This window comes from Desulfobacteraceae bacterium (assembly GCA_022340425.1).
In the GTDB taxonomy this organism is placed as follows: Bacteria; Desulfobacterota; Desulfobacteria; order Desulfobacterales; family JAABRJ01; genus JAABRJ01.
Window position 1 is genome coordinate 1 of record JAJDNY010000158.1, and the last position, 23,981, is coordinate 23,981.

The 23,981-nt window shown below is 62.7% G+C and carries 17 protein-coding genes; 4 read left to right on the forward strand and 13 right to left on the reverse strand.

All coding sequences use genetic code 11. The annotated features are described in order from the left end of the window. The 3 genes from LJE63_13615 to LJE63_13625 form a co-directional block, all read left to right on the forward strand. On the forward strand, window positions 1–354 hold a 354-nt coding region (locus tag LJE63_13615), incomplete at its 5' end, for an NUDIX hydrolase (protein ID MCG6907644.1). A 75-nt stretch (window positions 355–429) separates the two neighbouring features. Then, window positions 430–1,437 carry a UDP-glucose 4-epimerase GalE gene (gene galE, locus LJE63_13620; GenBank protein MCG6907645.1) on the forward strand — a complete coding sequence of 336 codons (1,008 nt, stop codon included), beginning with the start codon at window positions 430–432 and terminating at the stop codon, window positions 1,435–1,437. Between the two features lie 243 nt (window positions 1,438–1,680). Continuing rightward, window positions 1,681–2,169 (forward strand): PilZ domain-containing protein, encoded by a 489-nt coding sequence (locus tag LJE63_13625; GenBank protein ID MCG6907646.1) that lies wholly within the window; start codon window positions 1,681–1,683, stop codon window positions 2,167–2,169. A gap of 130 nt (window positions 2,170–2,299) precedes the next feature. Here the strand turns inward: LJE63_13625 and panB are convergent, their stop codons facing one another. The 5 genes from panB to LJE63_13650 form a co-directional block, all read right to left on the reverse strand. Next, entirely contained in the window at window positions 2,300–3,139 is an 840-nt protein-coding gene (panB, locus tag LJE63_13630; GenBank protein MCG6907647.1) for a 3-methyl-2-oxobutanoate hydroxymethyltransferase, read from the reverse strand. Window positions 3,140–3,329: 190 nt separating this feature from the next. Beyond that, window positions 3,330–4,259, reverse strand: a complete 930-nt coding sequence (locus tag LJE63_13635; protein ID MCG6907648.1) for a 2-dehydropantoate 2-reductase — start codon at window positions 4,257–4,259, stop codon at window positions 3,330–3,332. A gap of 33 nt (window positions 4,260–4,292) precedes the next feature. Further along, on the reverse strand, window positions 4,293–6,011 hold the full coding sequence (locus LJE63_13640) for a hypothetical protein (GenBank protein ID MCG6907649.1): 1,719 nt from the start codon (window positions 6,009–6,011) through the stop codon (window positions 4,293–4,295). Window positions 6,012–6,029: 18 nt separating this feature from the next. After that, window positions 6,030–7,280 (reverse strand): insulinase family protein, encoded by a 1,251-nt coding sequence (locus LJE63_13645; protein MCG6907650.1) that lies wholly within the window; start codon window positions 7,278–7,280, stop codon window positions 6,030–6,032. 209 nt (window positions 7,281–7,489) lie between these two features. After that, the gene (locus LJE63_13650; GenBank protein ID MCG6907651.1) at window positions 7,490–7,867 is read right to left on the reverse strand and encodes a hypothetical protein; all 378 of its coding nucleotides are present in this window, start codon (window positions 7,865–7,867) and stop codon (window positions 7,490–7,492) included. 361 nt (window positions 7,868–8,228) lie between these two features. Between LJE63_13650 and rsmA the strand changes: the two genes are divergently transcribed. Next, window positions 8,229–9,083 (forward strand): 16S rRNA (adenine(1518)-N(6)/adenine(1519)-N(6))-dimethyltransferase RsmA, encoded by an 855-nt coding sequence (gene rsmA / locus LJE63_13655; protein ID MCG6907652.1) that lies wholly within the window; start codon window positions 8,229–8,231, stop codon window positions 9,081–9,083. A gap of 14 nt (window positions 9,084–9,097) precedes the next feature. Here the strand turns inward: rsmA and LJE63_13660 are convergent, their stop codons facing one another. From LJE63_13660 to LJE63_13695, 8 genes are all read right to left on the reverse strand, one after another. Continuing rightward, on the reverse strand, window positions 9,098–10,354 hold the full coding sequence (locus tag LJE63_13660; protein ID MCG6907653.1) for a glyceraldehyde-3-phosphate dehydrogenase: 1,257 nt from the start codon (window positions 10,352–10,354) through the stop codon (window positions 9,098–9,100). Window positions 10,355–10,431: 77 nt separating this feature from the next. Continuing rightward, window positions 10,432–14,613: a pyruvate, phosphate dikinase gene (locus tag LJE63_13665; GenBank protein ID MCG6907654.1), complete on the reverse strand. Its 4,182-nt coding sequence runs from the start codon at window positions 14,611–14,613 to the stop codon at window positions 10,432–10,434. Window positions 14,614–14,677: 64 nt separating this feature from the next. Next, complete coding sequence (locus LJE63_13670) at window positions 14,678–15,289, reverse strand: DUF3786 domain-containing protein (protein MCG6907655.1); 612 nt, start codon at window positions 15,287–15,289, stop codon at window positions 14,678–14,680. A 138-nt stretch (window positions 15,290–15,427) separates the two neighbouring features. Next, window positions 15,428–16,360 (reverse strand): dihydropteroate synthase, encoded by a 933-nt coding sequence (locus LJE63_13675; GenBank protein MCG6907656.1) that lies wholly within the window; start codon window positions 16,358–16,360, stop codon window positions 15,428–15,430. Window positions 16,361–16,477: 117 nt separating this feature from the next. Continuing rightward, window positions 16,478–17,821, reverse strand: a complete 1,344-nt coding sequence (locus LJE63_13680; protein ID MCG6907657.1) for an acetyl-CoA decarbonylase/synthase complex subunit gamma — start codon at window positions 17,819–17,821, stop codon at window positions 16,478–16,480. Window positions 17,822–17,934: 113 nt separating this feature from the next. Continuing rightward, entirely contained in the window at window positions 17,935–20,148 is a 2,214-nt protein-coding gene (gene cdhC, locus LJE63_13685; GenBank protein MCG6907658.1) for a CO dehydrogenase/CO-methylating acetyl-CoA synthase complex subunit beta, read from the reverse strand. Window positions 20,149–20,186: 38 nt separating this feature from the next. Continuing rightward, a complete protein-coding gene (gene cooS, locus LJE63_13690) occupies window positions 20,187–22,232 on the reverse strand; it encodes an anaerobic carbon-monoxide dehydrogenase catalytic subunit (GenBank protein MCG6907659.1) in 2,046 nt (681 codons plus the stop codon). Window positions 22,233–22,307: 75 nt separating this feature from the next. Next, entirely contained in the window at window positions 22,308–23,891 is a 1,584-nt protein-coding gene (locus LJE63_13695; GenBank protein ID MCG6907660.1) for an acetyl-CoA decarbonylase/synthase complex subunit delta, read from the reverse strand. Between the last annotated feature and the right edge of the window lie 90 nt (window positions 23,892–23,981).

The following is a 23,981-nucleotide window of genomic DNA, read 5'->3' on the forward strand; positions in this document are numbered from 1 at the left end:
CCCCTGGCCGGCTTCGAGTACGGGTTTCCGGCCGGGCTGGTGGATCCGGGCGAAAGCGTGGCAGCCGCCGCCGCGCGCGAGCTGAAGGAGGAAACCGGGCTTGAGCTCACCCGGGTGGTGCGCAGCGGCCCCCCGGTCTACTCTTCGGCCGGCCTGACGGACGAATCGGTGGCGATGGTGTTTGTTGAATGCCGGGGGACGCCCTCCAGCGCCGGCAATCAGGGGGCCGAGCTGATCGAGGTGCTGCTGGTCTCCCCGGCCGAGGCCAAGCAGCTGTGCCGTGAGCCGGATTTGAAATTCGATGCCAAGGCGTGGCTGGTCCTGGACCAGTTTGCGCGTTTCGGCCGGCTTTAGGGACGCCGTTCACCCCACCGGCCGAAAACAGCAGCGACGGGCGGTGAACGGCCGCTGAAGGCAGGAGGTAACCCCATGGATGTTCTGGTGGTCGGCGGTGCCGGCTATATCGGTAGTTTTGTCAGCCGGATGCTGCTGGCCGAAGGCTACCGCCCGACGGTGTTGGACAACCTCTCACTGGGGCACCGGGCGGCTCTGGATCCCGCGATCCCGCTGGTAACCGGGGATTTGGCCGATACCGGGTTGCTCGGAAGGCTTTTCAGCGAGCGGCACTTCGATGCGGTCATGCACTTTGCAGCGCTGGCATCGGTGGCGGAATCGGTGCAGATGCCCCTGACCTACTACCGCAACAACGTCGCCAACACCCTCAACCTGCTGGATGCCATGCGCCATGCCGGCGTCGGGCGTTTCATCTTCTCCTCCAGCGCCGCCATCTTCGGCAGCCCCGAACGAATCCCCATCGATGAGCACCACCCGGCCAGGCCCATCAACCCCTACGGCCGCTCCAAGCTGATGGTGGAGGAAATCCTCCAAGACGCCGCCGCCGCCGGCGACCTGCAGTTTGTGGCGCTGCGCTACTTCAATGCGGCCGGCGCCAGCCCCGACGGCCGCATGGGGGAGGATCACCGCTGCGAAACCCACCTGATTCCGCTGGTGCTCAAAGCCGCCCTCAAGGGGGCGCAAAACGGCCCAGCACTCAAGGTCTTCGGAACCGATTACCCCACCCCGGACGGCACCTGTGTGCGGGACTATATCCATGTCAGCGATCTGGCCCGGGCCCACCTCCTGGCCCTGGACCACCTGGCTGCGGGGGGCGCCAGCGCGGCCTTCAACCTGGGCAACGGCAAGGGCTTTTCGGTAATGGAGGTCATCGCCACCGCCGAGAAGGTCACCGGACGCCGGGTGGCGTTTGAAACCGCCGCCCGCCGCGACGGGGACCCGCCGATACTGGTGGCGGCCGCCGACCGTATTTCACGGGAGCTCGGCTGGCAGCCCGCCTTTCCCACGCTGGAGGTCATCATCGAGACCGCCTGGAAGTGGCATGCCTCCCACCCTGGGGGCTATTCCGCCGTTGCCACCTGATCCCCCCGGCTGGGATCCCCCGCAACCATTGGGAAAAAAACTACTCAATTGCCCCGCCCCGCCGCTCAAAACTGTGAAAGCGGCTTCTCACCGGTTTTCCATCGAGAAATAACTGCCTAATATCAATACATTTTTATATGAACAGGCGTGCTGGCACGGATCTGGCTTAAACTGCAGCTAACGGCTTCACGAGCAGGTTGACAGCACCTGATGCACAGTTACAGCAGAAACCGAGGTGAGACCATGAACGAAAAAGTCTATATCAACAAAGACGACAGTGCGACCTTTGTCTGCCCCCAGTGCCAGCGCTCCAAAACCGTGGACGTCTCGCATGTCATCAAGGCCGACCGCTCGGTCAAGGTCAAGTGCCGCTGCAGCTGCGGGCACACCTATGCCGTGATGCTGGAGCGGCGCCGGCACTACCGCAAACCGGCCAATCTGCCGGGGGTCTATACCCATTTGGCGGACGGCAAGCAGGTCGACCGGGGTCCCATGAACGTGGTCGACCTGTCCCGCAACGGGTTGAAGCTGCAGCCGGTTTTCGGCACCCAGCGCGGCTTTCAGGTGGGCGAAAAACTCCTGGTGGAATTTCAACTGGACGATCGGACGAAATCGCAGCTCAAAAAAGAAGTGGTGGTAAGAACCGTCACCCCCCAGTTCGTGGGAACCGAGTTTGTTTCGGACAACTACTATGAAAACGCCCTCGGTTTTTACCTTCTGAACGCGTCCTGAACCGGAACCCGGGCTGAAGCCGACACTGACCCACCGGGAGTTTCGCACCCATACGGGCCCCCACGCGCAGCAGGCTGCCGCGCGGGGGCCCGTTGTCGTTAGGCCTTGAGCCAACGGCGCCGCCCTCGGCTCAAGGCCCCAGCTTGTCCAGCTCCTCGGACTTCATCCCGAAGCTGTGTTTCTCCTCGGGGAAGCGGCCGGCCTGAACATCTTGCTTGTAGGCCGCGATGGCCGCGGCGACGGTCTCACCGATGCGGGCATACTGTTTGACGAATTTGGGGGTGAAGCGATCGAAGAGTCCCACCATGTCATGGGTCACCAGCACCTGGCCGTCACAATCGGGGCCGGCCCCGATGCCGATCGTCGGAACAGCCACGGACTCGGTGATCAGGCGGGCGATCGGGGCCGGAATGGCCTCCAGTACGATCGAGAAGCAGCCGGCGGCGGCCAGGGCACGGGCATCGGCAATCAGGCTGCGGGCCGCCTCGGCGCTCTGCCCCTGGACCTTGAAACCGCCCAGGGCCGAGGCCGTCTGGGGGGTCAGACCGATATGGCCCTGGACCGGAATGCCGGCCCGGACCAGGGCCGCAACCGTCTCGGCCATGGGCCGGCCGCCTTCCAGTTTGACGGCATCCGCGCGGCCTTCCTTCATCAGCCGGTTGGCGTTTTCGACGGCCTTGGCGACGGACACGTTGTAGGAGCCGAAGGGCATGTCCCCGACCACCAGGGCGCGCGTGACCGCGCGGGAGACCGCCTTGAGATGGTGGACCATCTCGTCCATGCTGACCGAGACGGTGTCCGGATACCCCAGCACCACCATTCCCAGCGAATCCCCCACCAGAACCATATCAATCCCCGCCCGGTCCACCAGCAGGGCCCAGGGGTAGTCGTAGGCAGTCAGCACGGTGATCTTTTCACCGCTCTGCTTGCGGGCCTGAATTTCCGGGATCGTGGTCTTAACATCTGCCATCGCGTGTCTCCTTGTAGGGGGCCGTGGGGCTTAGGGTCGCGGCAAGAAATAATTCCACAATATGGGGCCGGATTTTGGTTCGTCACCAAGGCACATTCGCCGGTGCATATCGGGATCTGTGCCGGCGGATGTAACGCCGATGACGGGCCAAAAGACAAGCAAGATGTGGCATTATTTCTTGCCGAGGCCCTTAGCTAAGGCGGGAGGCGGCTGTCGCTTCCAGGGCCGCGACCAAGGCGGTCAGAAGCGTGTTTACCGGCGCCGCAAGCCCCAGCTCGCCGGCCAAACGGGCAACTGCACCGTTGATCACGGCAACCTCGGTGGGGGCGCCCCTGAGAACGTCCTGGAGCATGCTGGCGCGGTTTTGGGCCGTCCGCCGGCAGACGGCCTTGACATGCGCCAGCGGGTCCGGGTACGGCAGGGCAATCCCCCGGGCATGGGCCACCGCCACCGCCTCGGCCACGGCTTGAGCCATGAGCCGTTGGCAGGCCGGTTCGGCCGCCAGCACCCCATTGGGAACCCGCAACAGCGCCGCCAGGGCGTTGATCCCGACATTGACGATCAGCTTGCCCCACACCAGAGCGTCCGCATCGTCGGCCAGTTCGGTCTGAATGCCGGCAGCGTTGAAGAGGCGGCAGACAGCCGCGGCCACTCGCTCGGGGGGGCCTGCACGGGCGATCCAGGTGGGGCCGTCGCCGGCGTGCCGCACGTGGCCGGGCTCCACGAGGGTGGCGCCCTGGGAGGTCACCCCGACCAGCGCCCGCCGGGGTCCCAGAACTTCGGCCAGCACCTCGCGGTTGCCCAGACCGTTCTGCAGGCTGAGAGCAACTCCCCCAGGCTTCAGGAGCCGGGCGGCCGTCTCGGCCGCCGCCCGCGTCTGACCGGCCTTGGTGAAAACGATCGCCAGGTCAAACGGCTCGCCGAGCGCCTTCGGATCACTGACGGCCGCCAGCCGCTGGACCCGACAGGAGCAGTCCGGCCCCTCCACCGTGAGCCCCTTGACGTTGATGGCGTCGATATGGGCTTTGCGGCGATTTACCAGCACCACGGGGGCGACCGCCGCCAGCAGGGAACCGAACAGCGAGCCCATGGCGCCGGCGCCGATCACGGCAATTCGCATGGCGTCCACGGGGTTCGTCCAGTTGGCCGGGGGTCAGATTCGGAAAAGCGATAGCGCCTGCATTGCAGGGAATTCATTGACGGCCTTGAGTTTGTCTTCGTTGGAGATCACGGCCACCGCCGGCGGCTTGCCGGTTGCACCGAAATAGGTCTCAGCGGCCGCACGCACCTGCTCGCGGGTAACCGCCAGCAGGCGGGTCTTGTACTCCTTGCGGGCCTCGTCGCTGAGACCGACGATACCGCGGTAGAAGGCTTTGCGGGCCGCCGGGCCCGGCGGGTCGGGCTTGTCGATTTCCGAGCAGATCTGCAGCACGGCTTCCTTGATGTCCTCGTCGCTGTAGGCGCCGCTGCGGATGAAGCCGCCGGCGGCATCGTAAACCTTGAGGGTGCTGACCACGTGCGGGTCGCGGTAGGAGCCCAGGCAAAAGAGCCCGTCCTCGGCCCCGTACAGCGCAAAACCGCCGTAGGCTCCGCCTTTTTCCCGGATTTCGCGGTGAAGGAAAAGCGAGCGCAAGAGCTTGGCGATCACCGCCAGGGCCGGCGCATCGGGATGGTCCATGCGCACCGTCCGGAAGGCCCGGGCGACGAAGGAAACCGCCGTGGTGGTGCTCCAGCCCTCAAAGGGGGGCTCCGGCGCGAGCGGCAGCTCCGGCGGGGCGAAGCCTGCCGCGGCAGGTGACGGCGGCAAGCTGTTTTCCAGGGCGGCCGCCAGCGGGGCGGCGACATCCAGGGCCGAGGATTCACCCACCAGGGCGATCTTAAACCGCCCCCGTCGCAGGAGCAGGCGCCCCAGCGTGCTGAGCTCATCGGCCAGTTTTTTCAAATCCTCGTCGGCCAGCCGCTCGCTGACCCCCTTGATGAATTTGAGGTGATGAACCCCGCTCCAGATCTCACTCAACATATTGGCCGTGCTGAAATGGCGTGCCGCCAGACTGATGGCCAGCCGATGCCCGTTCTGGACCACCATCGACTCCAGCCCCGCCCGGTATTCCAGCAGCAGGGTGCGCAGCCGGGTGAGGTCCGCAAAGTCGAAGGCCGTGACCATCTCCTGCAGGATCTCGAAAGTCGGCGCGGCGTTGCGCGCCAGGCACTTGCCGTTGAAGGCGATAAAGGCCAGACAGTCGCCGGCGGCATCGAAGCGGGTGCGGGCGCTGGCCGCAAGGCCGATGCCGCCGGTATAGCGGTCCATCAAACGCGCCATCTCGCTGTAATCCCGCTGGCTGCTGCCGATTCGGGAAAAGGCATGGCAGAAAAAAGGCACCAGCGGCAGCTGGCTGACGGGAACGTCGCCGGCATCGATGGCGGCGGTAAAGTAGAAAATGCCCGAGGTGCCCTGGTCGTAGATCACCGCGCCGCAATCCGGGCGCGGCGCCGCGGGCCGGACCACCTGCACCGACGGCGGGATATCGCTTAGCGTCAGGGTCGGCAGGACCGAGAGGTCCTCCTCCCGCTCCTGCAATTGCACCAAGGCCCGGGCGTCGGCGGCGATTTTGGCCATCTCCGGGGCCGAGAGCTTCGCCCCGATGGCCGCCAGTTCCCTCGCCACCCGCGCCTCGTCGGCGTCGGCCATCTGCTGGTCGGGCGCCAGGGTGAACAACACCCGGTGAGGGTTGTCGATAAAATAGCGCTGGATGCGATTTTCAAAAAACGGCTCGCGTGTCATCGCCTCCCGGATCCGGTCCAGGTCGGCATCGAACTGAAAGGCGCGCACCGGGTCGCCGCCGTGGAACCAGCAGCCGGAAAAAAACAGCATCAACTTCAAACCATACGGTTACGGGGTGTTGGTGATCTCCTTGCGGTGAAATTCCAGCTGATGGATGGCGGCTTCGATCAGGTCGCGATCGACCCCGTCGCGCACCAGGCCCTGAAGGACCCCCTCGATGATGGCGGCCACCGGCTCGGCGTCCGTCTGGCGAACGTCCTTGAGGCCCGCGGCGAACATCGTGTCGCGATGGTCCGACACGAAACCGGCGGTGTCGCAGAGCGCCGTCCCGAGTCCGGAGTCGATCAGCGCCTTGCGCATCGGGGAGGCGCTGTTGCCCATCAGGATCTGCTCGAGAAGGGTCAGGACCAGCACCTCGAAGGTGTTCTGGATATCGGCCGTCAGCCAGGCCAGGCAGGCCTGGTACTTTTTGGCCGGATCTTCGCCCTTGTCGAAGGGATAGGGATAGGTGACCATCCGGGGGGCCGGCCAGCGGGGCTGGGATTTGACCTCGGTCCGGGGGTCGATGCGGTTGAAGTGGGTCAGCACCTTGCTCTCGATGAAGGCCAGATGCTCGACCAGCGGCAGGTTGCCGTAGGTGTAGAAAAAGGCGTTGCTGGGGTGATAGTGCCGCCGATGGAAGGCCACCAATTGGGCGTGGGTCAGCTGGGGAATCACGGCCGGGTCCCCACCGGAATTGTGGCTGTAAGTGGTATCCGGATAGAGAGCGTTGAGCAGCGAGCGGGCCATCACCTGATCCGGCGAGGACATGGCGCCCTTCATCTCATTGTAGACGACCCCCTTGTAGACCAGCTGGGGCGGCTGCCCGGCATCCGCGGCCGGCTCCGGCTCCAGGCGAATCCCCTCCTGCTTGAAGTTGAGCTCCTCCAGCTTGGGGTAGAAGGTGGCGTCCAGGTAGACGTCCATCAGATTGTAGTAATCCTTCCGGTTCTGGGTCGAAAAGGGGTACATGGTCCAGTCCGAGGCCGTGAAGGCGTTCATGAAGGTGCTCAGACTGCGTTTGAGCATGGAGAAAAAGGGGTCGCGCACCGGATATTTGCGCGAGCCGCAGAGCACGGTGTGCTCCAGGATATGGGCCACCCCGGTGGAGTCGACGGGCACGGTTTTGAAGGCCACGCTGAAGGTGTTCTCGCGGTCGTCGTTTTGAATGTGCACGTGCCGGGCGCCGGTCCGCTCGTGTTCCAGCTCGATGAAAACGGAGCGGATCTCCCCCAAATTTTCCACACGTTTGACGCTGTAGCCGGATATGCGGTCACCGGGTTTGAGCTCCTTCTGTTTATCTGGCTGGATGGCTGGCATCGCAACTCCTTGATTGAAAATAGCGCCACAGCCGGCCTTTGCCGGCGGCCTTCACGCCGTCAGGGATCAATAGACAGGCGGCCTGTGCGGTGGTTTAGGCCCGCAGCCCCCGCGTCCCACGGGCGGGCCGCACACCAGGGGTGATCGCCTGGGCCGGACCGGAGCGTTGCCGGCCGGCGGGTCGATTCCGGTCTGTGGGCGCCCGCAGTTTAGAGGGCCACGTAGATGCCGCGGCCGACGCGCTTGATTTTGTCCATCTTATTCAGGCGGAAAATGATGTTCCGCAGTTTTTTCTCGCCGAAACCGGTCTTTTCCTGGATTTCCCCGAAGCCCACCCCTTCCTTGTAGGGCTTGATAACCTCAAAGACCGCATCCGAGGCCGAGAGGGCCGCCTTGGCCCGGCTGGTTTTCTCGGCCGGCGGACGCCGGGCGCGACCGCTTCCGCCGGCGGCCTTGATCATTTTTTCCAGACGATCCAGCCGCTCCAACAGTTTGTCCACATCCTTCTTGGTGGGCACCTGATAGGTCTGCATAAAATACTTCACCATCGCATCAAAACTGATCGCCTTGTTTCTCTTTTTCGCCATGCCATCCTCCCTGATTTCCGGCCGATGCCTAGCCTGTTGCGGCTGGGTAGCTATCCAGCACGCCAAATGCTAGTTTAATATAATCAAGAGGAATAAAAAGGCAAGAACTATTTGATAATGCAAGACATGCAAGAAGGCTGGAGCCTAATGGGGGTTTCCGGCGAGACATTCGGCCCCGGAATGGCGCCGGCGAAGATGAGCTAAATTTTTATTTATCAGCCAAATCAGGTAGTTATTTTGCAGCGAGGCGCCGCGGTCGGGGTGATTGCCAGTCCGCTGGTTTCGTGTTAAAAGCGTCGCAGCAATTAAAACCATAAAAAAAACCCGCAGCACTGCCTGCAAGCCCGTCGCGGCCGCCCCCATGGCTTCACCCCACAGACTGCTCAAAGCCTCGCAAATGCGGGCGAAAAAACAACTGGGCCAGAACTTTCTGAGCGACCCCCAAGCGGCCGAAGCCATCGTCGCCCGCTCACAGGTCGGCCCCCGGTCGGTGGTGCTGGAAATCGGGGCCGGTCTCGGGGCACTTACCGTGCCCCTGGCCCGCAAGGCCGCCCGGGTTTTGGCTGTGGAAAAAGACCGGGAGCTGCTTCCCCTGTTGAAAACGGAGCTGCTGGCAAAGAAAATCGGCAACGTCGAGGTGATCGCCGCGGACATTCTGGCCCTGGACTGGGAGACCCTGGCGCAAGCGCCGGACGAAAAACTCCTGGTCATGGGCAACCTGCCCTACAATATCTCTTCCCAGATCCTGGTGCGCCTGATTCGCCACCGCCGCTGGGTGGAGCGGGCCGTGCTGATGTTTCAAAAGGAGCTCGCCCAGCGAATCACGGCCGCATCGGGAAACCGTGATTACGGCCGCCTGTCGGTCATGCTGCATTACTGCGCCCGGATCCGGCCGGTGATGGATCTCAAGGCCAGCCAGTTCTATCCCCGTCCCAAGGTCGATTCCGTCGTTTTGGAAATCGACTTTCTATCGACCCCGCCGGTGCCTGCCGACGACGAAGATTTTTTTGGACAGGTCGTCAAAGCGGCATTCGGCCGACGCCGCAAAACCTTGCGCAACGCCCTCGCCGGCAGTCAGCTGCAGCTGAGCCCGCCCGCCGCCGCCGCGCTGCTGCAGACGGCGGCAATAGACCCCGCGCGACGCGCCGAAACCCTCAGCGTCGCTGAATTCGTGGCCCTCAGCAACACCATCGGCCGTTTTTTGCGAGCGGACTGAAAAAGGGCGCACCGCTACAGGGACTCGGCCACCGAAAGCGTCCGATCCCCCAGCATGTGGACATAGCTCCCCATTTCGTTGTCGTACCAGCCGTAGACCACCGCCTGGGTCACGGGCACCCGCACCACGGGGTCCTTGACCGCCGCCAGCAGGGAGGCGTCCAAACCCGGGAGTCGTTCGAGGTCGATGGTCACTTCGGCGGTCCGGGTGTGGGTCTCATGGCCTTCGATGATGGCCGCCGCCTTGGGCAGCCCGACGATATCCCCGGACACGTTTTGCTCCTCGGAAAAATGGAGGTAGTGCTGGGGGTCATCGGCCGCGGCCTGACGATAAACGGCGTTGATCCGCTCGCGCCGGATGGACTCCCCGCTGAGTTCGTCCTGGAGGTTGAGCACCAGGATGATCAGCGAGCCGGTGGCGGTGGCGACCCGCACCGACTCGGCAATGAAGCCGATCTGCTCCATTTCGGGGATCACCAGGCGCAGGGCCTTGGCAGCACCGGTGGTGGTCAGGATGATGTTGTTCATCACGCTGCGGTTCTTGCGCAGGTCGGTTTTGCCGGCCTTGGGCAGACGGTCCAGCACCGCCTGGGAGCCGGTGGCGGCGTGCACCGTGGCCATCGACGCCGAGAGGATCTTCTTGGCCCCGAAATGGTTGATCAGGGGCTTCATCATATGGGCCAGGCAGGTGGTGGTGCAGGAGGCGTTTGAGATGATCCGGTGGCGGCGGGGGTCGTAGGCCGTCTCGTTGATCCCCATCACGGTGGTCACCGCGTCCTCGGGCGTGGCTCTGCCCTTGTCGCCGATCTTGAAGGGCGCCGAGACGATCACCTTCTCGGCGCCGGCATCCAGATGGCCGCGAACGGAGCCTTTGGCGGCATCGACGGGAAGCGCCGGGTCCAAGAACTGACCGGTGGTATCCACCACCAGCCGCACCCCGTTTTCCCGCCAGGGGATCGCCGCCGGATTGCGCTGCTCCCGCAGAAACCGCACCGGCATCCCGTCGACCAGCATCCGGCCGCTGCTTTCGTCCACCTCGCTGATCACCGGTGCTGAGTTGTGCCCGTAGAGATACCCGTGCAGGCAGCCGTAGTTGGAGTCGCGCGCCAGGTAGTGGGCGATATCCGCCAGGGAGGTGCCGCTCTCACGGCCGATATTGATCACCAGTTCCCGGAAATACTTCCGACCCACCTGGTTCCAGGCCGTCAGTTTGCCGATCCGCCCGAAACCGTTGATGCCCAGGGCCAGTTCGCTCCGATTCTGCTCAGCCATCTTCAGCTCCTTTCTGTCAGGCGTCGCATGACGCTTGGGGTGGGATTTTGGCATGCCGCGGCCGCCCGCGGGCCGGGTCAGGCCTGTCGGACCGCCAGAGAGCCCCTATAAACCGATCCTTCCTGGCCGTCGACACTGATGAAGCCGCCGCTGGTCAGCGTCAGGTCGTTGAAGCGGGCGGTGCCCGCCTTTTCATCACAGACCATTTTGCCGCAGCCGACCACGCAGGTTTTGCCCAGCCGGTGCGCCACCACCGCCGCATGCGAGGTCAGCCCGCCCCGAGCGGTCAAAAGGCCATCGGCGGCGTAGATCTCGCGGATGTCGTCAGGCACGGTGTCGCTGCGCACCAGGATCAGGGCGGTATCCGGCTCCAGCTCCCGCCACTTGTCGATTTCCTCGAGACTGAAAACCATGCGCCCGCTCATCGCGCCGCCGCTGACCCCGATGCCGTGCCCCAGGAATTTTTCCTCGGTCTTTTCGGAAGGGTCAAAGGTCATGACGCTCTTTAACTCGCGCATGGCCATGTCCCGGGTCTGAAGCAGGTAGAGGTCCTGGACTTTGGGGCTCTCGAAGGTGAATTCCATTTCTTGGGGGCTCCAGCCGTGCTTGTAGATCAGTTCGTTGGCCCACCTATCGAGGGCCGTGTAGATTTCCGGGTAATCGGTTTCCAGGGTGATGTCCGTGTCGCGCATCTCGATCTCCTGCTGGCTGAGGGAAATCGGCAGGGTCTGCACCAGCCCGGCGACCACGTCCTCCCCCTGGTTGCCGATCGTAAAATCCCCCCACAGCTTCAGGATGTTGCCATACCAGCGGGGGTTGTGGGTAAAGATCACCCCGGTCCCGGCGATGGGCGAAATATTGCCGTAGACCATGGACTGCACGGTGACCGCGGTGCCCCAGTCGTCGGAGATGCCCATGATCTTACGGTAGGCCTTGGCTTTGGCGGAGTCCCAGGAGCCGAAAACCCGCTTGATGGTCAGATGGAGCTGCTCCATGGGGTCCTCCAGCACGGCAATGCCCGCATCCTGGATGTTTTTCTTGTATGCCAGTGCCAGGGCCTTCATCTGCTCGCCGCTGAACTCGCGCTTGTGGGAAAACCCCCAGCGCTCCTTGAAGGCCTTCATGATGGCGTCGAAATCGTCGCGCACAAGGTCGAAGGCCATCCCGTAGCACTGCAGAAAGCGGCGGTAGTTGTCCCATGCAAACCAGGTGTTGCCGGTCTTGGCGGCTATCCCGGCGGCGATCTCCTCGTTCATGCCGACGTTGAGGAAGGTGTCCATCATGCCGGGCTGGGAGATCGAGGAGCCGCTGCGGACGGAAAAGAGCAGTGGTTTGGCCGGGTCCCCGAAACGCTTGCCGGTTTCCCTTTCCAGGGCGGCGATGTGGCGGGCCACCTGATCGCGGAAATTTTCCTCGGCCGGTCGAAAGCTGTAGACGATCTCCAGACCCCGGAATACCTCGGTGGTGATGATGAAGCCCGGCGGCACGGGCAGCCCGAAATTCTTCAACCGCACCATGTTGAGGCCCTTGTTGCCCAGGTGGATGATACCGGCGGCGCGCGGGTTGCTATCGTTGAGGGCGGCCATGGCGCGCTGCGGGTCGTAGTTGAGCAGCAGGTGGAGCTTCTCCTTGGGCAGAATGTCGGCCTGGTAAAAGAGGGTGTTGAGGATCCGGCTCAAAAAAAGATCCAGCTGTTGAAGCCCCAAGGCCTGGGCGATTTTTTCGCGGAAAAAGACCTCCGAGACCCGGTGCTTGAGCCGCTCGGCGTCAGGCAGCGGGCCCACGGGCAGATAGGCCGGCAGAATCTGATCCGGCGAGAGCTGCCCCAGGATCTTGGTCAGGTTGCGTTCATGCACGTTGTTGAAATAATCGTTGATGATGTTCTTGACGGCCTGGGCGAAGCCCTTGAAGATGTCGAGGTACTGGGTGAAGGTAAACCCCTTAATTTCCAGCGAATGGGCCAGAAAATCGAGCTGCCGCTCAAGCTCCAGGGAGGAGATGCCCTCCAGTTTAAGGGCCTGATTGAAAAGCAGCAGGCGGTCGTAGACCTGGTAGAAGGTCGCCTTGGTGATCAGGCTGATGTCGATGGAGGCCACCAACTCCTCGAAGAGCACGTTCACCAGTGACTCGATCCGGAAGGTCAGCCCAAGGGCGTCGAACTTGAGTTCGTGATAGCTGCCGTACATGGAGGGGATGTCCACGGTGAAATGCCGCTTCTTGTAGATATCCTCCTTGATTTCGAACTCCTGCTCCGAGAGGATCAGGGCCTTCAGCTTCTCCAGAAAGTTGAGCAGCAGGGCCAGCTTGCGCTTGCCGGCGGGCTCGGCCAGGGCCGTTTTAAGCTCGCTGAGGTCCGGGAACCCCTCGGTCCGCAGCTGGTCCAGGTAGTGATCGATCTCGCGGAAATCCAGCCGGTATTTCTGGTGCAGCAGCTTGTAGAAAATCGCGGCCAGACCGACCCGCTCGACATCCCGGGACAGCGCCCCGTCCACTTCGGCGAGCAGCCGCTGCAGGTCCTCCTCGGAGAGGGCCAGCAGTCCTGCGGGCAGTTCCACCGCCTGGCCCTTGAGATGCTGGACCACCCGGTGCATGCCGTCCACCCAGGGCCCCTGGGGGGCGATCTGCTCGAAGATGCTGGGCGGCAGATAGGCCTCCAAGGCGCTTTTATCAAGGGTTTCCCAAAACTTGAGGGTTGCCTCCATGAAACCGATGATGCGGTTGCTGCTCTCCACATGGCTTTGCTTGCGCAAAAAATGCACCAGCACATCCCGCCGGCCCGTGAGCTCGTCCAGCCGCGTGGAAATATCGCGCAGCCGGCCCTCGGCTCCGATATCGTTGAAGTAGGCCGGAAAAAGGCGCGCCAGCTGTTTGGCCAGATTGTAGACCGGTCCAATGCCGCTGTTGAGAAAACGGGTGATCTCGCGGGGAAAGAGGTCGGTATCCTTGATGAAGACCCCCCCCAGGGAGAGATGGATGATCAGCGCCGACAGCAGCCGGGTGGACCACTTGGGGTGGAGTTCGATCAGTTCCAGCCAGGTACGAATATTCTGCAGATGGGCGCTGTTGGCCTTGATCTGCCAGTCGTTACCGACCCCGGCGATCCCCGGGGTCTGAAACCCGAGATCGATCAGGGCATCGATAAAGACGTTGACCAGGTCGCTTTCCTCGGTCTTGGAAATCCCCTTGCCCATGTTGAGCACGCAGTTGAGGGCGGTACCGGGAAATTTGCTGGTGCGGGTTTTCAGGATCGTAAAGGTTTTTTGAATCAGGATGCTGAGATTGCGGTAGCGTTCGTGGGCGATGAGCCATGAAATGGTGCGGTTGATTTCGCGCAAGGTCTCCTCGTGGATCATGGCGAGACCCGACATGTTCATGATATGAAACAAAAACAAAAGTTTACAGTGGCTGCAGCGACCATCCGGGGCGCCGGCCCCCAGCAACTTCTGGGGGACTTCACGGTAGACTTTGACAAAGGTTTCATAGGCCGGCAGGTTCAGCAGGCGATCGAGGACCGTGCCGGATTCGGCTGCGGGGTCGGCGAGGATCTGGGCCAGCTCTTCTTCCAGTTCCTTCAGTCGGTTGTGCGAAATCTCGCTGAAAATATCGGCCAGAATGGCGTGGTCCTTGATCTCGTCGGTTTCGTTGGCAAACCACTGCTGGGGGTCGTCCGCCTTGAGGAAATAGGAGAAGGTGTAGCGGTAGTAGTGGGCCAGGAGCCGGTTCAGGTCGCCGCAGTCCGCCTCCGGGGCGCCGTCTGCGGCGCGAAAGGCCCGCGCGATTTTGGGCAGCTGGTAATAGCTCATGGCGACCAGGGCGAAGTCCTCCTCGGGCAGCGCCGTCAGTCGCCGGCAGGCATCCGAGATGACCGGCAGGAATTTCCCGAGCCCGGCCCCGGCGTCGGTGACGATCTTGTGAAGAAAGAGCAGCAGGTTGTCGACCGCGTCGGTTTTGACTTCCCGATCGCGGCTGGCGCGAACCGCTTCCAGGAAAATCTCGACGTACAGCCGGGCGGCCGCTTCCCCCTGGTCATGGCGGTTTATCAGGTGAAAATAGTCCAGCGTGTAGACCCGGGCCTCGCTGACGATGAACTGCCAGTTCTTGTAAGGGTGGGAGAGTTCCTTCAAGAAGGTGTTGACCCCGTCCATCAGGCCGAAGTATTTGGACATGACGGCTTGCAGCGGAGCGTAACGCGGGTCGATCTCGACCTCCACGTGATAGCTGGCCAGGTTGACTTCCAGGGCTTGGGATTGAATTTTCATGAGCCTGTCTTTTTCAGGTGGCGGATATTTCAGCGGGCGGCGAGGCCCCGTGATGGGGGGTCTTTCAGCGCGACAGCGCCATCATCCGGTAGACCACCATCCCGGCCAACCAGGCGATGTCCTCGGGCGACAACCGCCCTTGGATCCCCGGGTTGAAGAGGATATTGGCCTCGGCCCCGAACTCCTCGTCCCCTTCCCAGAGAATGAACTGAACGGCCACCCGGGGAAAGACCCGCAGCTCAAAGCCCGCGTCCCCGGCCCCTATGGCCTGCCCCCCCAGGGCCGCCGCGGCCTTGCGAAAGGCCACGGCATTGGCGCCGAAAACTTTCTTGAGGGGCTCGATCGCCCGTTTGACGAAGGCGCTGAAATAAAAGGAGGCCCCCGGAATCTCGCGGTAGGCCACCCAGTCCTGGGAGGGCAGACCGGCTTCGGCACCCAGGAGGTAGTGCAGAATCAACACCTGTTCCTGGAGCGGCACTTCGGCCGCCGGGTCCGCTGCGTCAGTGAAGTGAAAGGACGGGTAGTCCACCCGGTAGCGCCGGGTGAGAAAAGGGACCGCAAGCCCGTCATCGGCTTCCGCAAAGCCCGACCGCCGGCTGATGGCCGCCAGGGATTCACGCGCCAGGGCTTCGGCCGCAAGGTCCCGCGCCTGCTGATAGTCGTCGATACGTGCCATGTTCTCTCCCCATGGGCTGAGGCGCGGGCGGTTTCAAAACCGGGCCCGACGCACTGCGGAGGCTTTTTTGAGGGCCGCCGAAATTGAAAAAGCCCCGCCCGCAAACGGGAGAGGCTTTTGGAGGGTCTCCGGCCGGGGTTACACTTCGAGCCAGGAGTCGGAGAAGAGGGTTTCCCCGAGAATGACCTTGCAGGACTTGACGTAGTTGCGGATTTCCTCGGACACGCTGTTGAGATCCGGGGCATTGCCGTCCATGGTGGCCTGGATGGCTTCGAAAATATCCGGCCGCTTGCCGTGGGCCAGGGCCATGGTGATGTCGTCCTTGCAATCGGCGATAAAGGACTGCATGCCGTGGATATTGAGCATGACCGTAAAGGTGACGTTCATCACGTGCCGCAGATGATCCGGAATGCCGCTGGAGATGTTGGAGACCCCGCAGGTGCTCATGGCCCCGGGCATGATCTCCTGCAGCATGTCCATGAAGTTCATCAGGCTGATGGCCTGGGGCTGCTGGATGTTGACGGGGGTCACGAGGCCGTCCACCCACATCTGATCGTTGGGGATGCCGGCCTCGTTGGCGACCGTCATCAGTTCCACCAGCAGGGCGGCGCGCTCGTTTTCGTCCCGCGGCAGGCCTTCGGGGCCCCACATCAGGGCGCAGAAATCGGCGTTGTACTTCGCCGCTATGGGCACCATGCGCTCGTAGCGCGCCTGCCGGACCATGATGGAGTTGATCATCTTGGGCATCTTGCACTTGGGCAGGGCGGCCTCGATGGCGTCGATGTTGGACGTGTCGAGCACCAGGGGAACATCGTCGACCACCTCCTGGACCACTTCCACGACCCACGGCATCAACTCATGACCGTCTTTCTTGGCCGGACCGAGGTTGATGTCGATCATATCAACACCCTTGGATTTCTGGAAAAGGGCTTCCTCCTGGATGGGCTTGGGGTCGCGCTCCTTGAAGGCCTTGCCGATTTTGGTCCCGATAACGTTCAAGCTCTCGCCGATGACCCAGAACTCGCCGACATCCTTTTTGGGCCGCAGTACTTCGATCAGTTTATCCGCCATACAAATTTCCTCCTACCTCGTTGTAGAGTTATACCGCTTGACAGCGCACTGAAAAACCGCTTGGCGTGCAGTGCTGTCCGACCTTGCGGGGCCTTGCGGCCCCGCAGACGACGGGCATCAAACCTTCTGCTTCAGAAACGCCGACAGATGGGCCGCTTCCCGCGGGCCGACGGTGATCGTCCAGCCGGGCAGCTCTTCCTCGACGTCACCGGCAATCGCCGCGGCATAGCCCGGGATGATCAGTTCGGTGTGCTTGACCTTGTCCATGATGCCGCATTTTTTGACGAACATGCCGACTTCGTCTCCGTTGAACTTGCCGGCCGCCCAGGCGGTCATGACCGAAAGCCCCTCGGAGTCCTTGATCAACAGCCAAGCCGGGACCTTGCTGGCTTCCACTTCGCCGGAAACGATAAAATAGGTCAGGGCGAAGTTGGTGGTCACCAACACGGGCGAATTTTCATCGGGGTTGTTGATGGGGTAGATGTCTTCGGTGACCGTCATGGGGCGCTGGGGGTCGGTGAAGATGTTGAGCCGCTCCAGCAGCAGCGGGAAGAGGTTTTCACCGGTGAAATCCGAGAGGATCACGATGCTGCCGTACTTGGCGATGAACATGCTGGCGATCAGGGTTTCCATGTCCAGGTTGCCGGCCATTTCGCAGGGGAAGGCGATCGTCGGGAAGCCCACGGCACGGTTGCCGTTTTTAAGCGCCGCGCGCCGGATGGCCACCTGGTCTTCCAGGGCGGCCTTGATTTCACGTGACCCGGGGTCCAGCACGATGGTCTTGATGCCCATCCCCACGAGCTTCTCGGTGAGCGGCGGCAGGCCCTCCACCGAATCGGCCTTTACCGCCAGGGGCAGACCGTTTTCCTTGGCCAGCGCACTGTAGGCATCGATATTGGCGGCGGTGGCGGCATACATCAGCGGCTGTTTGAAGCCGGCGGCCTCGATGCCAGCCTTCATGACCTCGACGTCGTCGGTCATCAGCACCAGGTTGAACTCGGAGGTCTCGGCAATCGTCTTGGCGGCCGCACCGAAGGCCGCTTTGTCGCCGTTGACGTCCTTGAGGGCGACCAGCTCCGGCCGCAGGTTGAGCCCCACCCGCTCGTACTGCAGCGCGTTCCACGCCTTGAGCTTGGTCTTCAGGGCGTCGGCGACGATATCCGAGGGCACCAGGGCCCCCAGGGCGGTGGGGTTGAAAAATGTTTTTTCGTGGCGGTACATGACGGTTTCGCCGCCCACCTGAAACTTCCGGACCCCCTTGCCGATGGCGACCGGCAGAATCGGCGGGGCCGAGGCCTCCGCCAGCTTCTCACGGGCCTCGTCGGATACGTAGGGGCAATCGTCCAGGCTGGCCTTGCCCGATGCCAGGTTCATGGCGAAGGCAAGGCAGGTGGGCACCCCGCACTCCTTGCAGTTGGTTTTGGGCAGAAGTTTGAAAATCTGAATACCGGTTAATGCCATATTGGGTTCTCCTTTTAGGATTTAAATTGCGCACCGCGTTTCAGGTTTGCCCGCCTCCCCCCGGATTGTAGGGCGGGCGCACGCGCCCGCCCTGTTCCAACCGGTCGGACAGATTAACCGACAATGGGCTCCATGGTGAGGGCCGGATGGCCTTTTTCCTGGAGGAAGGACATGATCTCCTCCTCCGTGGTGCCCACGGTCTCGTCGGCGATCATGTCGTAGAGGTTCTCACAGCCCATCTCCTTGCCGCGGGCGATGATGCGGTCCTTGATCTCCTCCTTGAGCATCTTGGGCATCCAGACCATGCGCAGCAGCCCGCCGTCGCCGACGATGAACTTGCGCTGGGTGATGTTGTACTTGGAGTGCCCCACAAACCCCGGCGATGAAGCCCCGCCGCCCATGACGCCGGCCAGGGTGGTGAACTTCATGCCGCAGGGGGTCTCGCCGGCGTACTCGCGGTTGACCGTCATGACCCCGTTACAGCCCGGCAGCAGCGCCGCGATGCACTCGCAGCAGCCGCAGGTGGTCATGGGGTCGACCACCATCGAGTAGAAGTTGTAGTGGGTGATGGCGCCGCGGGAGGCCTTGGTAACGAACTCGTTGACCCCTTTCCACTGACCCAGCTTGGGATCCAGGCATTCGCCCTTTTCGATGGGCTGGTTGGGACCGGTGGGGTTGATCTCATAAGAGGCCTTGCAGTCCATCCAGTTGTAGGCGCCGCAGAGGCCGGTGCGCTCGGGGCTGACGGTACAGACGTGGGTGGGTGCGAAGGACTGGCACAGGGTGCAGGAGTAGAAGGTCTCCTCGCTTTCGTCGGTCATGGTGTCAACTCGCGCGTCGCGCATCTTATACTCCGCGCGGGCCCTGGCGGTCAGCTTGTCCACATCCTCCTTCTTGGTGTAGAGGGTGACCTGGACCTTGTCGATGATCTTGGTGAAATCCTGGTGGAACTTGGCATGCAGGACGACGCCGATGTCTTTGAAGGTAAAGCCCTTCTCCACCGCCGCCTTGCTCACCCGGATCCAGGCGATATCGCGCTGGCCGATGTGCATCACGTACTGGATGTAGTTCACCAGGTGGTGGATCTGGCGCTCGATGATGGGCTCGAAGTCCGCCTGGAATTCGCGGCCGGCCACCTGCACGTAGATCCCCAGGGGCAAGACATCGCCCTGTTTGAGGTCGGGGATGTCGGGGCCGATCACGGTGACCTTGCCGTCCTCGATCTCGTTCATTTCGGCCATCTTGACCAGTTCGGTGCACTGGGTCTTACCGCCGCCCATCTGGCAGAAGAGATCCGCCCCGCGCACCCGCTCGCCCTCGAAGGCCGGGCCGAAGGCGCACGGGATGTCGATCTTGGTCACCTGGACCTTGAGGCCGCGCACTTCGATGGAGCGCTGGGCCATCTCCTCGTGCTTGACGTTGGCCACGACGTGCTCGTAGGTGCAGATACCGGTGGGCAGAATTTCGGGGATGTCGGTGTCGGCCAGGGTCGGAAAACCCCAGTTGACGCAGCCGGCGGCCGCCGCGGCCCACTCGGCGTTGACGTCGCCCAGGGCGTTGACGAAGGCGAAGATGCGGTTTTTGTTGTAGAGCAGGATCTTGCGGTAATCGCCGGGCTGCACCCCGCCGAAGGCCATGGCCGCGCGGTTGGCGAAGCCGAGGGCGAAGATCGCCGAGGAGATGTCCGGCCCGAAGGGCACGATGCGGGTGTTCCAGCCGATCTGGACCCCGGCCTCGAGCAGCTGCTGGCTGACGGTGGTCCCGTTCTGGTTGGCGGCGCAGAAAATGTAGAGGGATTTCTGCTGGTATTCCTCCACGATCAGCTTGGCAGTTTCGGGATCCGGGGCCGCGCCGACGATGGCGGCGAAACCCGGGGCCGAACCATCGACGAATTCCACCCCGCGCTTGCGGAAAACGGTGTCGTCGGCGGCGCCCAGCCAGATCTTGCCGGCCTCCTCGTCGATCTCCTCGGAGTGCAGGTAGAAATCCGGGTCCTCCAGGTAGCGGATCGCCTCCTGGATTTCAAAGGCGAACAGGGCGGCCATGCCGGCGTCCAGCAGGGGCCCGAGGTACGGCAGGTGGTGCTTGCCCTTGAGGTGCGGCGGCAGGAGCTTGCGGGCGATCTCCAGCGGCTTTTGCATGTCCTCGAGGGTTTCCACCTTGTGGCCGGTCAGAGAGTAGATGACCGGCAGGAAGTAGGCGGTGTTGGGGAAGCCGACCTTGGTGGCGGCCTCGTGTTTTTCCAATGTGGTCTTGAGTAGACCTTCGACCTTGGAGACGATGTTGTAGCCACCCTGGATGGCCGCAAATGCTACGAGTTTAGACATACCTTCCTCCTTCGTTGAGGATTTAAAATGAATTTATGTTAAGCCACATCCAATTTCTGGCGGTCGGCCATGTCCATCAGGACCCGTTCGCGGGCCTTGTCGATGCCCAGCGCCTTGCGCTTCTTGTCGATGTGGGCGATCATTTTGCGCGCATGCAGGATCGGGTCGACTTCCAGGTCCCACATGCCGCCGTACATCTTCTCGAATTCCTCGAAGAGATACTTCTGGAACTTGGGCGCCCCGGTCACCGGCAGGGTCACGCCGAAGACCGTGTAGACGCCGGAGGCGACGAAATAGTGCCCGATGCTGATGGCCTTCTCGCTCATCCACTCGGGGGCGCTGCCGGCCGCCGGCAGGTCACTGATGTCGTTGCCCAGCCCGCCAGCCTTGACCACCTCGGCGGCCGCCAGCAGGATGCGGCTGTTGTCCACACAGGAGCCCATGTGCAGGACCGGCGGGATGCCGACGGTCTCACAGACCTCCGCCAGCCCGGGGCCGCAGAAGACGCCGGCGGTTTCCGGGGTCAGCAGCCCTTCCATGGCGCAGGCGATGCCGTTGCAGCCGGTGGTCAGGACGATGACGTCGTTTTTGATGAGCTCCTTGACCACCTCGATGTGGCCCTCGTTGTGGCGGGTGCGGGCGTTGTTGCAACCGACGACGCCGGCAATGCCCCGGATGCGGCCGTTGATGATGTTGTCGTTGAGGGTGAAGTAGGAGCCGCGGAAGGTGCCGCCCAGGTGATACTGGATCGATTCGACGCCAAAGCCGGCGATCTGGGTGGCCTTGTGTTTGGGGATCATCACGTCGGCGCCGCGGTTTTGGAAGTTGTCGATGGCGATCTTGATGATCTTTTTGGCGTCCTCCATGGCGTAGTGCTCATCGAATTCGATGTGCATCACGTTGTCCTGCTCCATGCGGGCGATGGGATGCGTGGTGATCACCTTGGTGTGGAAGCACTTGGCCACGTTGGCGATGTTCTGGAAGATGCACTGGATGTCCACCACCATGGCATCCACCGCGCCGGTGATGATGGCCAGTTCCTGCTGCAGAAAGGTGCCGCAGAGCGGCACGCCGTGGCGCTGCAACACCTCGTTGGCGGTACAGCAGATCCCGCTCAACTGGAGCCCCTTGGCGCCCTTGGACTTGGCGTAGTCTTGAATTTCCTGGGTCTGGGCGGCGGCCACGATCATCTCCGAGAGCACCGGCTCGTGCCCATGGATGACGAGGTTGACGTGGTCCTCTTTCAGCACGCCCAGGTTGGCCTCGGACTGCAGGGGGTAGGGGGTGCCGAAGAGCACGTCCTGGAGGTCGGTGGCCAGCATCGAGCCGCCCCAACCGTCGGCGATGGCGGCCCGGGTGCCCTGCTTCATCAGGTTTTTGTAGTCCTGGTCAACCCCGATGTGGGTGCGGTGCATGATCTCGACGATCTCGCGGTCGATGTTGCGGGGCAGCACGCCGAACTTCTTCCACTTTTCATAGAGCGCCTCGGGGGCGCGTTTGAGGTAGTGCAGCTCGCCCTCGGGCTTGCCCCACTCGCCCATGGCGACATCGGCGACCTCCTTCGCTATTTCGTCGGTGTCGCGGTCAAGCTCCTGGCCGTCCACGGTCACCTTGGTGGCCACCCCCAGCCAGGGGGCGATTTCCAGCAGCTTGTTGGTGTCCTTGATGTGGTAGTCTTCGGTCTCCTTGTAGGCGGCGGACTTGAAGACCTCGGCCACGCAGCGGCCGTGATCGGAGTGGGCCGCGGCCCCGCCGGCGATCATACGGATGAAATTGCGCGCGGCGATGGTGTTGGGGGTGGCCCCGCAGAGCCCCTTGCGGTCGTCGCTGTTCTCGTCATAGTCCTTGGGCAGCGGCAGGCGGCAGGGTCCCATGCCGCAGTTCTTGCAGCAAATCCCCTGGGTGCCGATATTGCAGGGCTTCATGGCCGCGGCGCGGTCAAATACCGTGTCGATGCCCAGCGCCTGGGCCCGTCGAATCATCTCCTGGGAGGCGGTGTCGATGGTGGCGCCCACGGGGTCCGCAAGCTTGTCCTTTTTGGCGGTTTTGAGTTCCTTAGCGGCTTTTACTACTTCTTCTGCCATTTTTCGGTTCCTCCTCAACGTTGAATGAACTGCGGTACTTCGAAAACGACATGTTCAAATGGCGTCAGGCTGCCTTCAGGAAGCGTGGCGTCGGTGAATCCACTGCAGTTTGTCGACGACCTTGTCGATGCTGGGCTTCTGGACTTCGGCGGGGGTCTTCTTGACCTCGCCGGCGGCCTTGGCCGCACCGTGGGCACCGCTTTGGGCCATCCGGGCCTCGCGTTCTTTGGCCCGCTTGGCGCGGATCTCGTCCATTTCGGCCTCGATCTTGGCCTTCTCGGCCGCGGCGGCCTGGGCTTCGGCATCCGCCTTGGCCTTGGCTTCGGCCTCGGCTTTGGCCTTGGCATCCGCTTCGGCCTTGGCCTTGGCCTCGGCTTCGGCTTTGGCCTTGGCTTCCGCATCGGCCTTGGCCTGGGCTTCCGCCGCCGCTTTGGCCTTGGCTTCGGCCTCCGGATCGACCGCGGGTGCCTCCTTTACCGGGGCGGGCTTGGCTTCAGCCGCCGGTGCCGGGGCGGCCTTGGCTGCCGGTGCGGGTTTGGCGGCCGGAGCGGCCGGTGCGGCCTTGGCGGCGGCAGCCGGAGCGGCTTTGGCAGCCGGCGCGCCTTTCTTCTTTTCTTCCGTGATGGTCAGGTCCGGCTCCGGGGCGAGCGCGGCCAGGTCGATATCGACATCATCCAGCCGTTTGGCGACGGGGGCGACCTCAGCGGCGGCGCCGCCGGCCAGGGCCAGATCGATGAAGGAGCGCACCATTCGAGCGGATTCGGGGTGACGCATGATAAGCACATCCGAGCCGGCCAGGAGGTAAGTCACGGCCCCAACGGCCTCCATCATGATGGCCCGTCTTTCAGGGTCCCCCAGGATCGGCGCCTCATCCACGGGCTGTTTGGCCTCCTTGCACTTCCAGACCTCGTTGCCCAGGTTGTTGATGATCGGAAACTGCAGTTTGTCGTCCCCCTGGTTCATGGCCGCCATGCGCAGGCGCTCCATCACCGAGTAGCTGTACTCCATGCCGTAGCCCAGCCCGCCGGTGGTGGGGTCAATAATCACGCGGTTCATCGGGACACCGAGGTTTTCGAGCAGGATGTTGACCTGTTTGGCGAGGTTGACGTCGATCGGGGAGGAGGAGATGATGACGTGGCCGTAGCCCATGGCGGCAGCCCCGATGCCCTTGTGGTTGGCATCTTCCACAGGCCCGATCACCAGGGTGTGATCCTGGCATTCCTCGGCCACTTTCTTGAATACCGCCTCGTCCTTCTTGACGTTGGCGGTGCCCCAGGCGATCAGCGGAACGTTGATCGCGTCGGCGACTTTCTTGACGGTTTGGGCGGCGGCCTCGGGACTGGCGTCGTTGCCGTTGGGGTCGGTGCTTTTCAACTGCAGCACGATCAGGTCGGCGCCGTAGGATTCGATGCATTTCTTGGCCCATGCCACCGGATCTGAAACGACATCCTCGAAGGGTTTGAGCGCGGCTGCGGGCCAATCATCGGGTTTGATGTCCCAGACTTCCATCGCGATTTTGGGCTTGCAGGGCATCTTCCCCTCGAACTGGTAGAAGGGGTAGCATGTTTCCCCACCGACAGTGACCGCCTTGTTGCCACTGCCCAAGGTGATTTCCTTTATGCTCCCGGCATAAGATTCTTTGTAAAATTCGAAGCCCAATGTTACCTCCTTGTGGAAAAAGTTTGTCAGTAAGATCCGTTACCCAACTCCCACACTTGCGGCCGACCGGAAGTCATCCGGGACCTGGAC

Coding starts and splice junctions, on each gene's coding strand:
- cdhC (MCG6907658.1), bottom strand. CDS start 20,148: ATGTCTAAACTCGTAGCATTTGCGGCCATCCAGGGTGGCTACAACATC.
- rsmA (MCG6907652.1), top strand. CDS start 8,229: ATGGCTTCACCCCACAGACTGCTCAAAGCCTCGCAAATGCGGGCGAAA.
- LJE63_13640 (MCG6907649.1), bottom strand. CDS start 6,011: ATGCTGTTTTTTTCCGGCTGCTGGTTCCACGGCGGCGACCCGGTGCGC.
- galE (MCG6907645.1), top strand. CDS start 430: ATGGATGTTCTGGTGGTCGGCGGTGCCGGCTATATCGGTAGTTTTGTC.
- LJE63_13650 (MCG6907651.1), bottom strand. CDS start 7,867: ATGGCGAAAAAGAGAAACAAGGCGATCAGTTTTGATGCGATGGTGAAG.
- panB (MCG6907647.1), bottom strand. CDS start 3,139: ATGGCAGATGTTAAGACCACGATCCCGGAAATTCAGGCCCGCAAGCAG.
- LJE63_13665 (MCG6907654.1), bottom strand. CDS start 14,613: ATGAAAATTCAATCCCAAGCCCTGGAAGTCAACCTGGCCAGCTATCAC.
- LJE63_13635 (MCG6907648.1), bottom strand. CDS start 4,259: ATGCGAATTGCCGTGATCGGCGCCGGCGCCATGGGCTCGCTGTTCGGT.
- LJE63_13670 (MCG6907655.1), bottom strand. CDS start 15,289: ATGGCACGTATCGACGACTATCAGCAGGCGCGGGACCTTGCGGCCGAA.
- LJE63_13645 (MCG6907650.1), bottom strand. CDS start 7,280: ATGCCAGCCATCCAGCCAGATAAACAGAAGGAGCTCAAACCCGGTGAC.
- LJE63_13625 (MCG6907646.1), top strand. CDS start 1,681: ATGAACGAAAAAGTCTATATCAACAAAGACGACAGTGCGACCTTTGTC.
- LJE63_13660 (MCG6907653.1), bottom strand. CDS start 10,354: ATGGCTGAGCAGAATCGGAGCGAACTGGCCCTGGGCATCAACGGTTTC.
- LJE63_13675 (MCG6907656.1), bottom strand. CDS start 16,360: ATGGCGGATAAACTGATCGAAGTACTGCGGCCCAAAAAGGATGTCGGC.
- LJE63_13680 (MCG6907657.1), bottom strand. CDS start 17,821: ATGGCATTAACCGGTATTCAGATTTTCAAACTTCTGCCCAAAACCAAC.
- cooS (MCG6907659.1), bottom strand. CDS start 22,232: ATGGCAGAAGAAGTAGTAAAAGCCGCTAAGGAACTCAAAACCGCCAAA.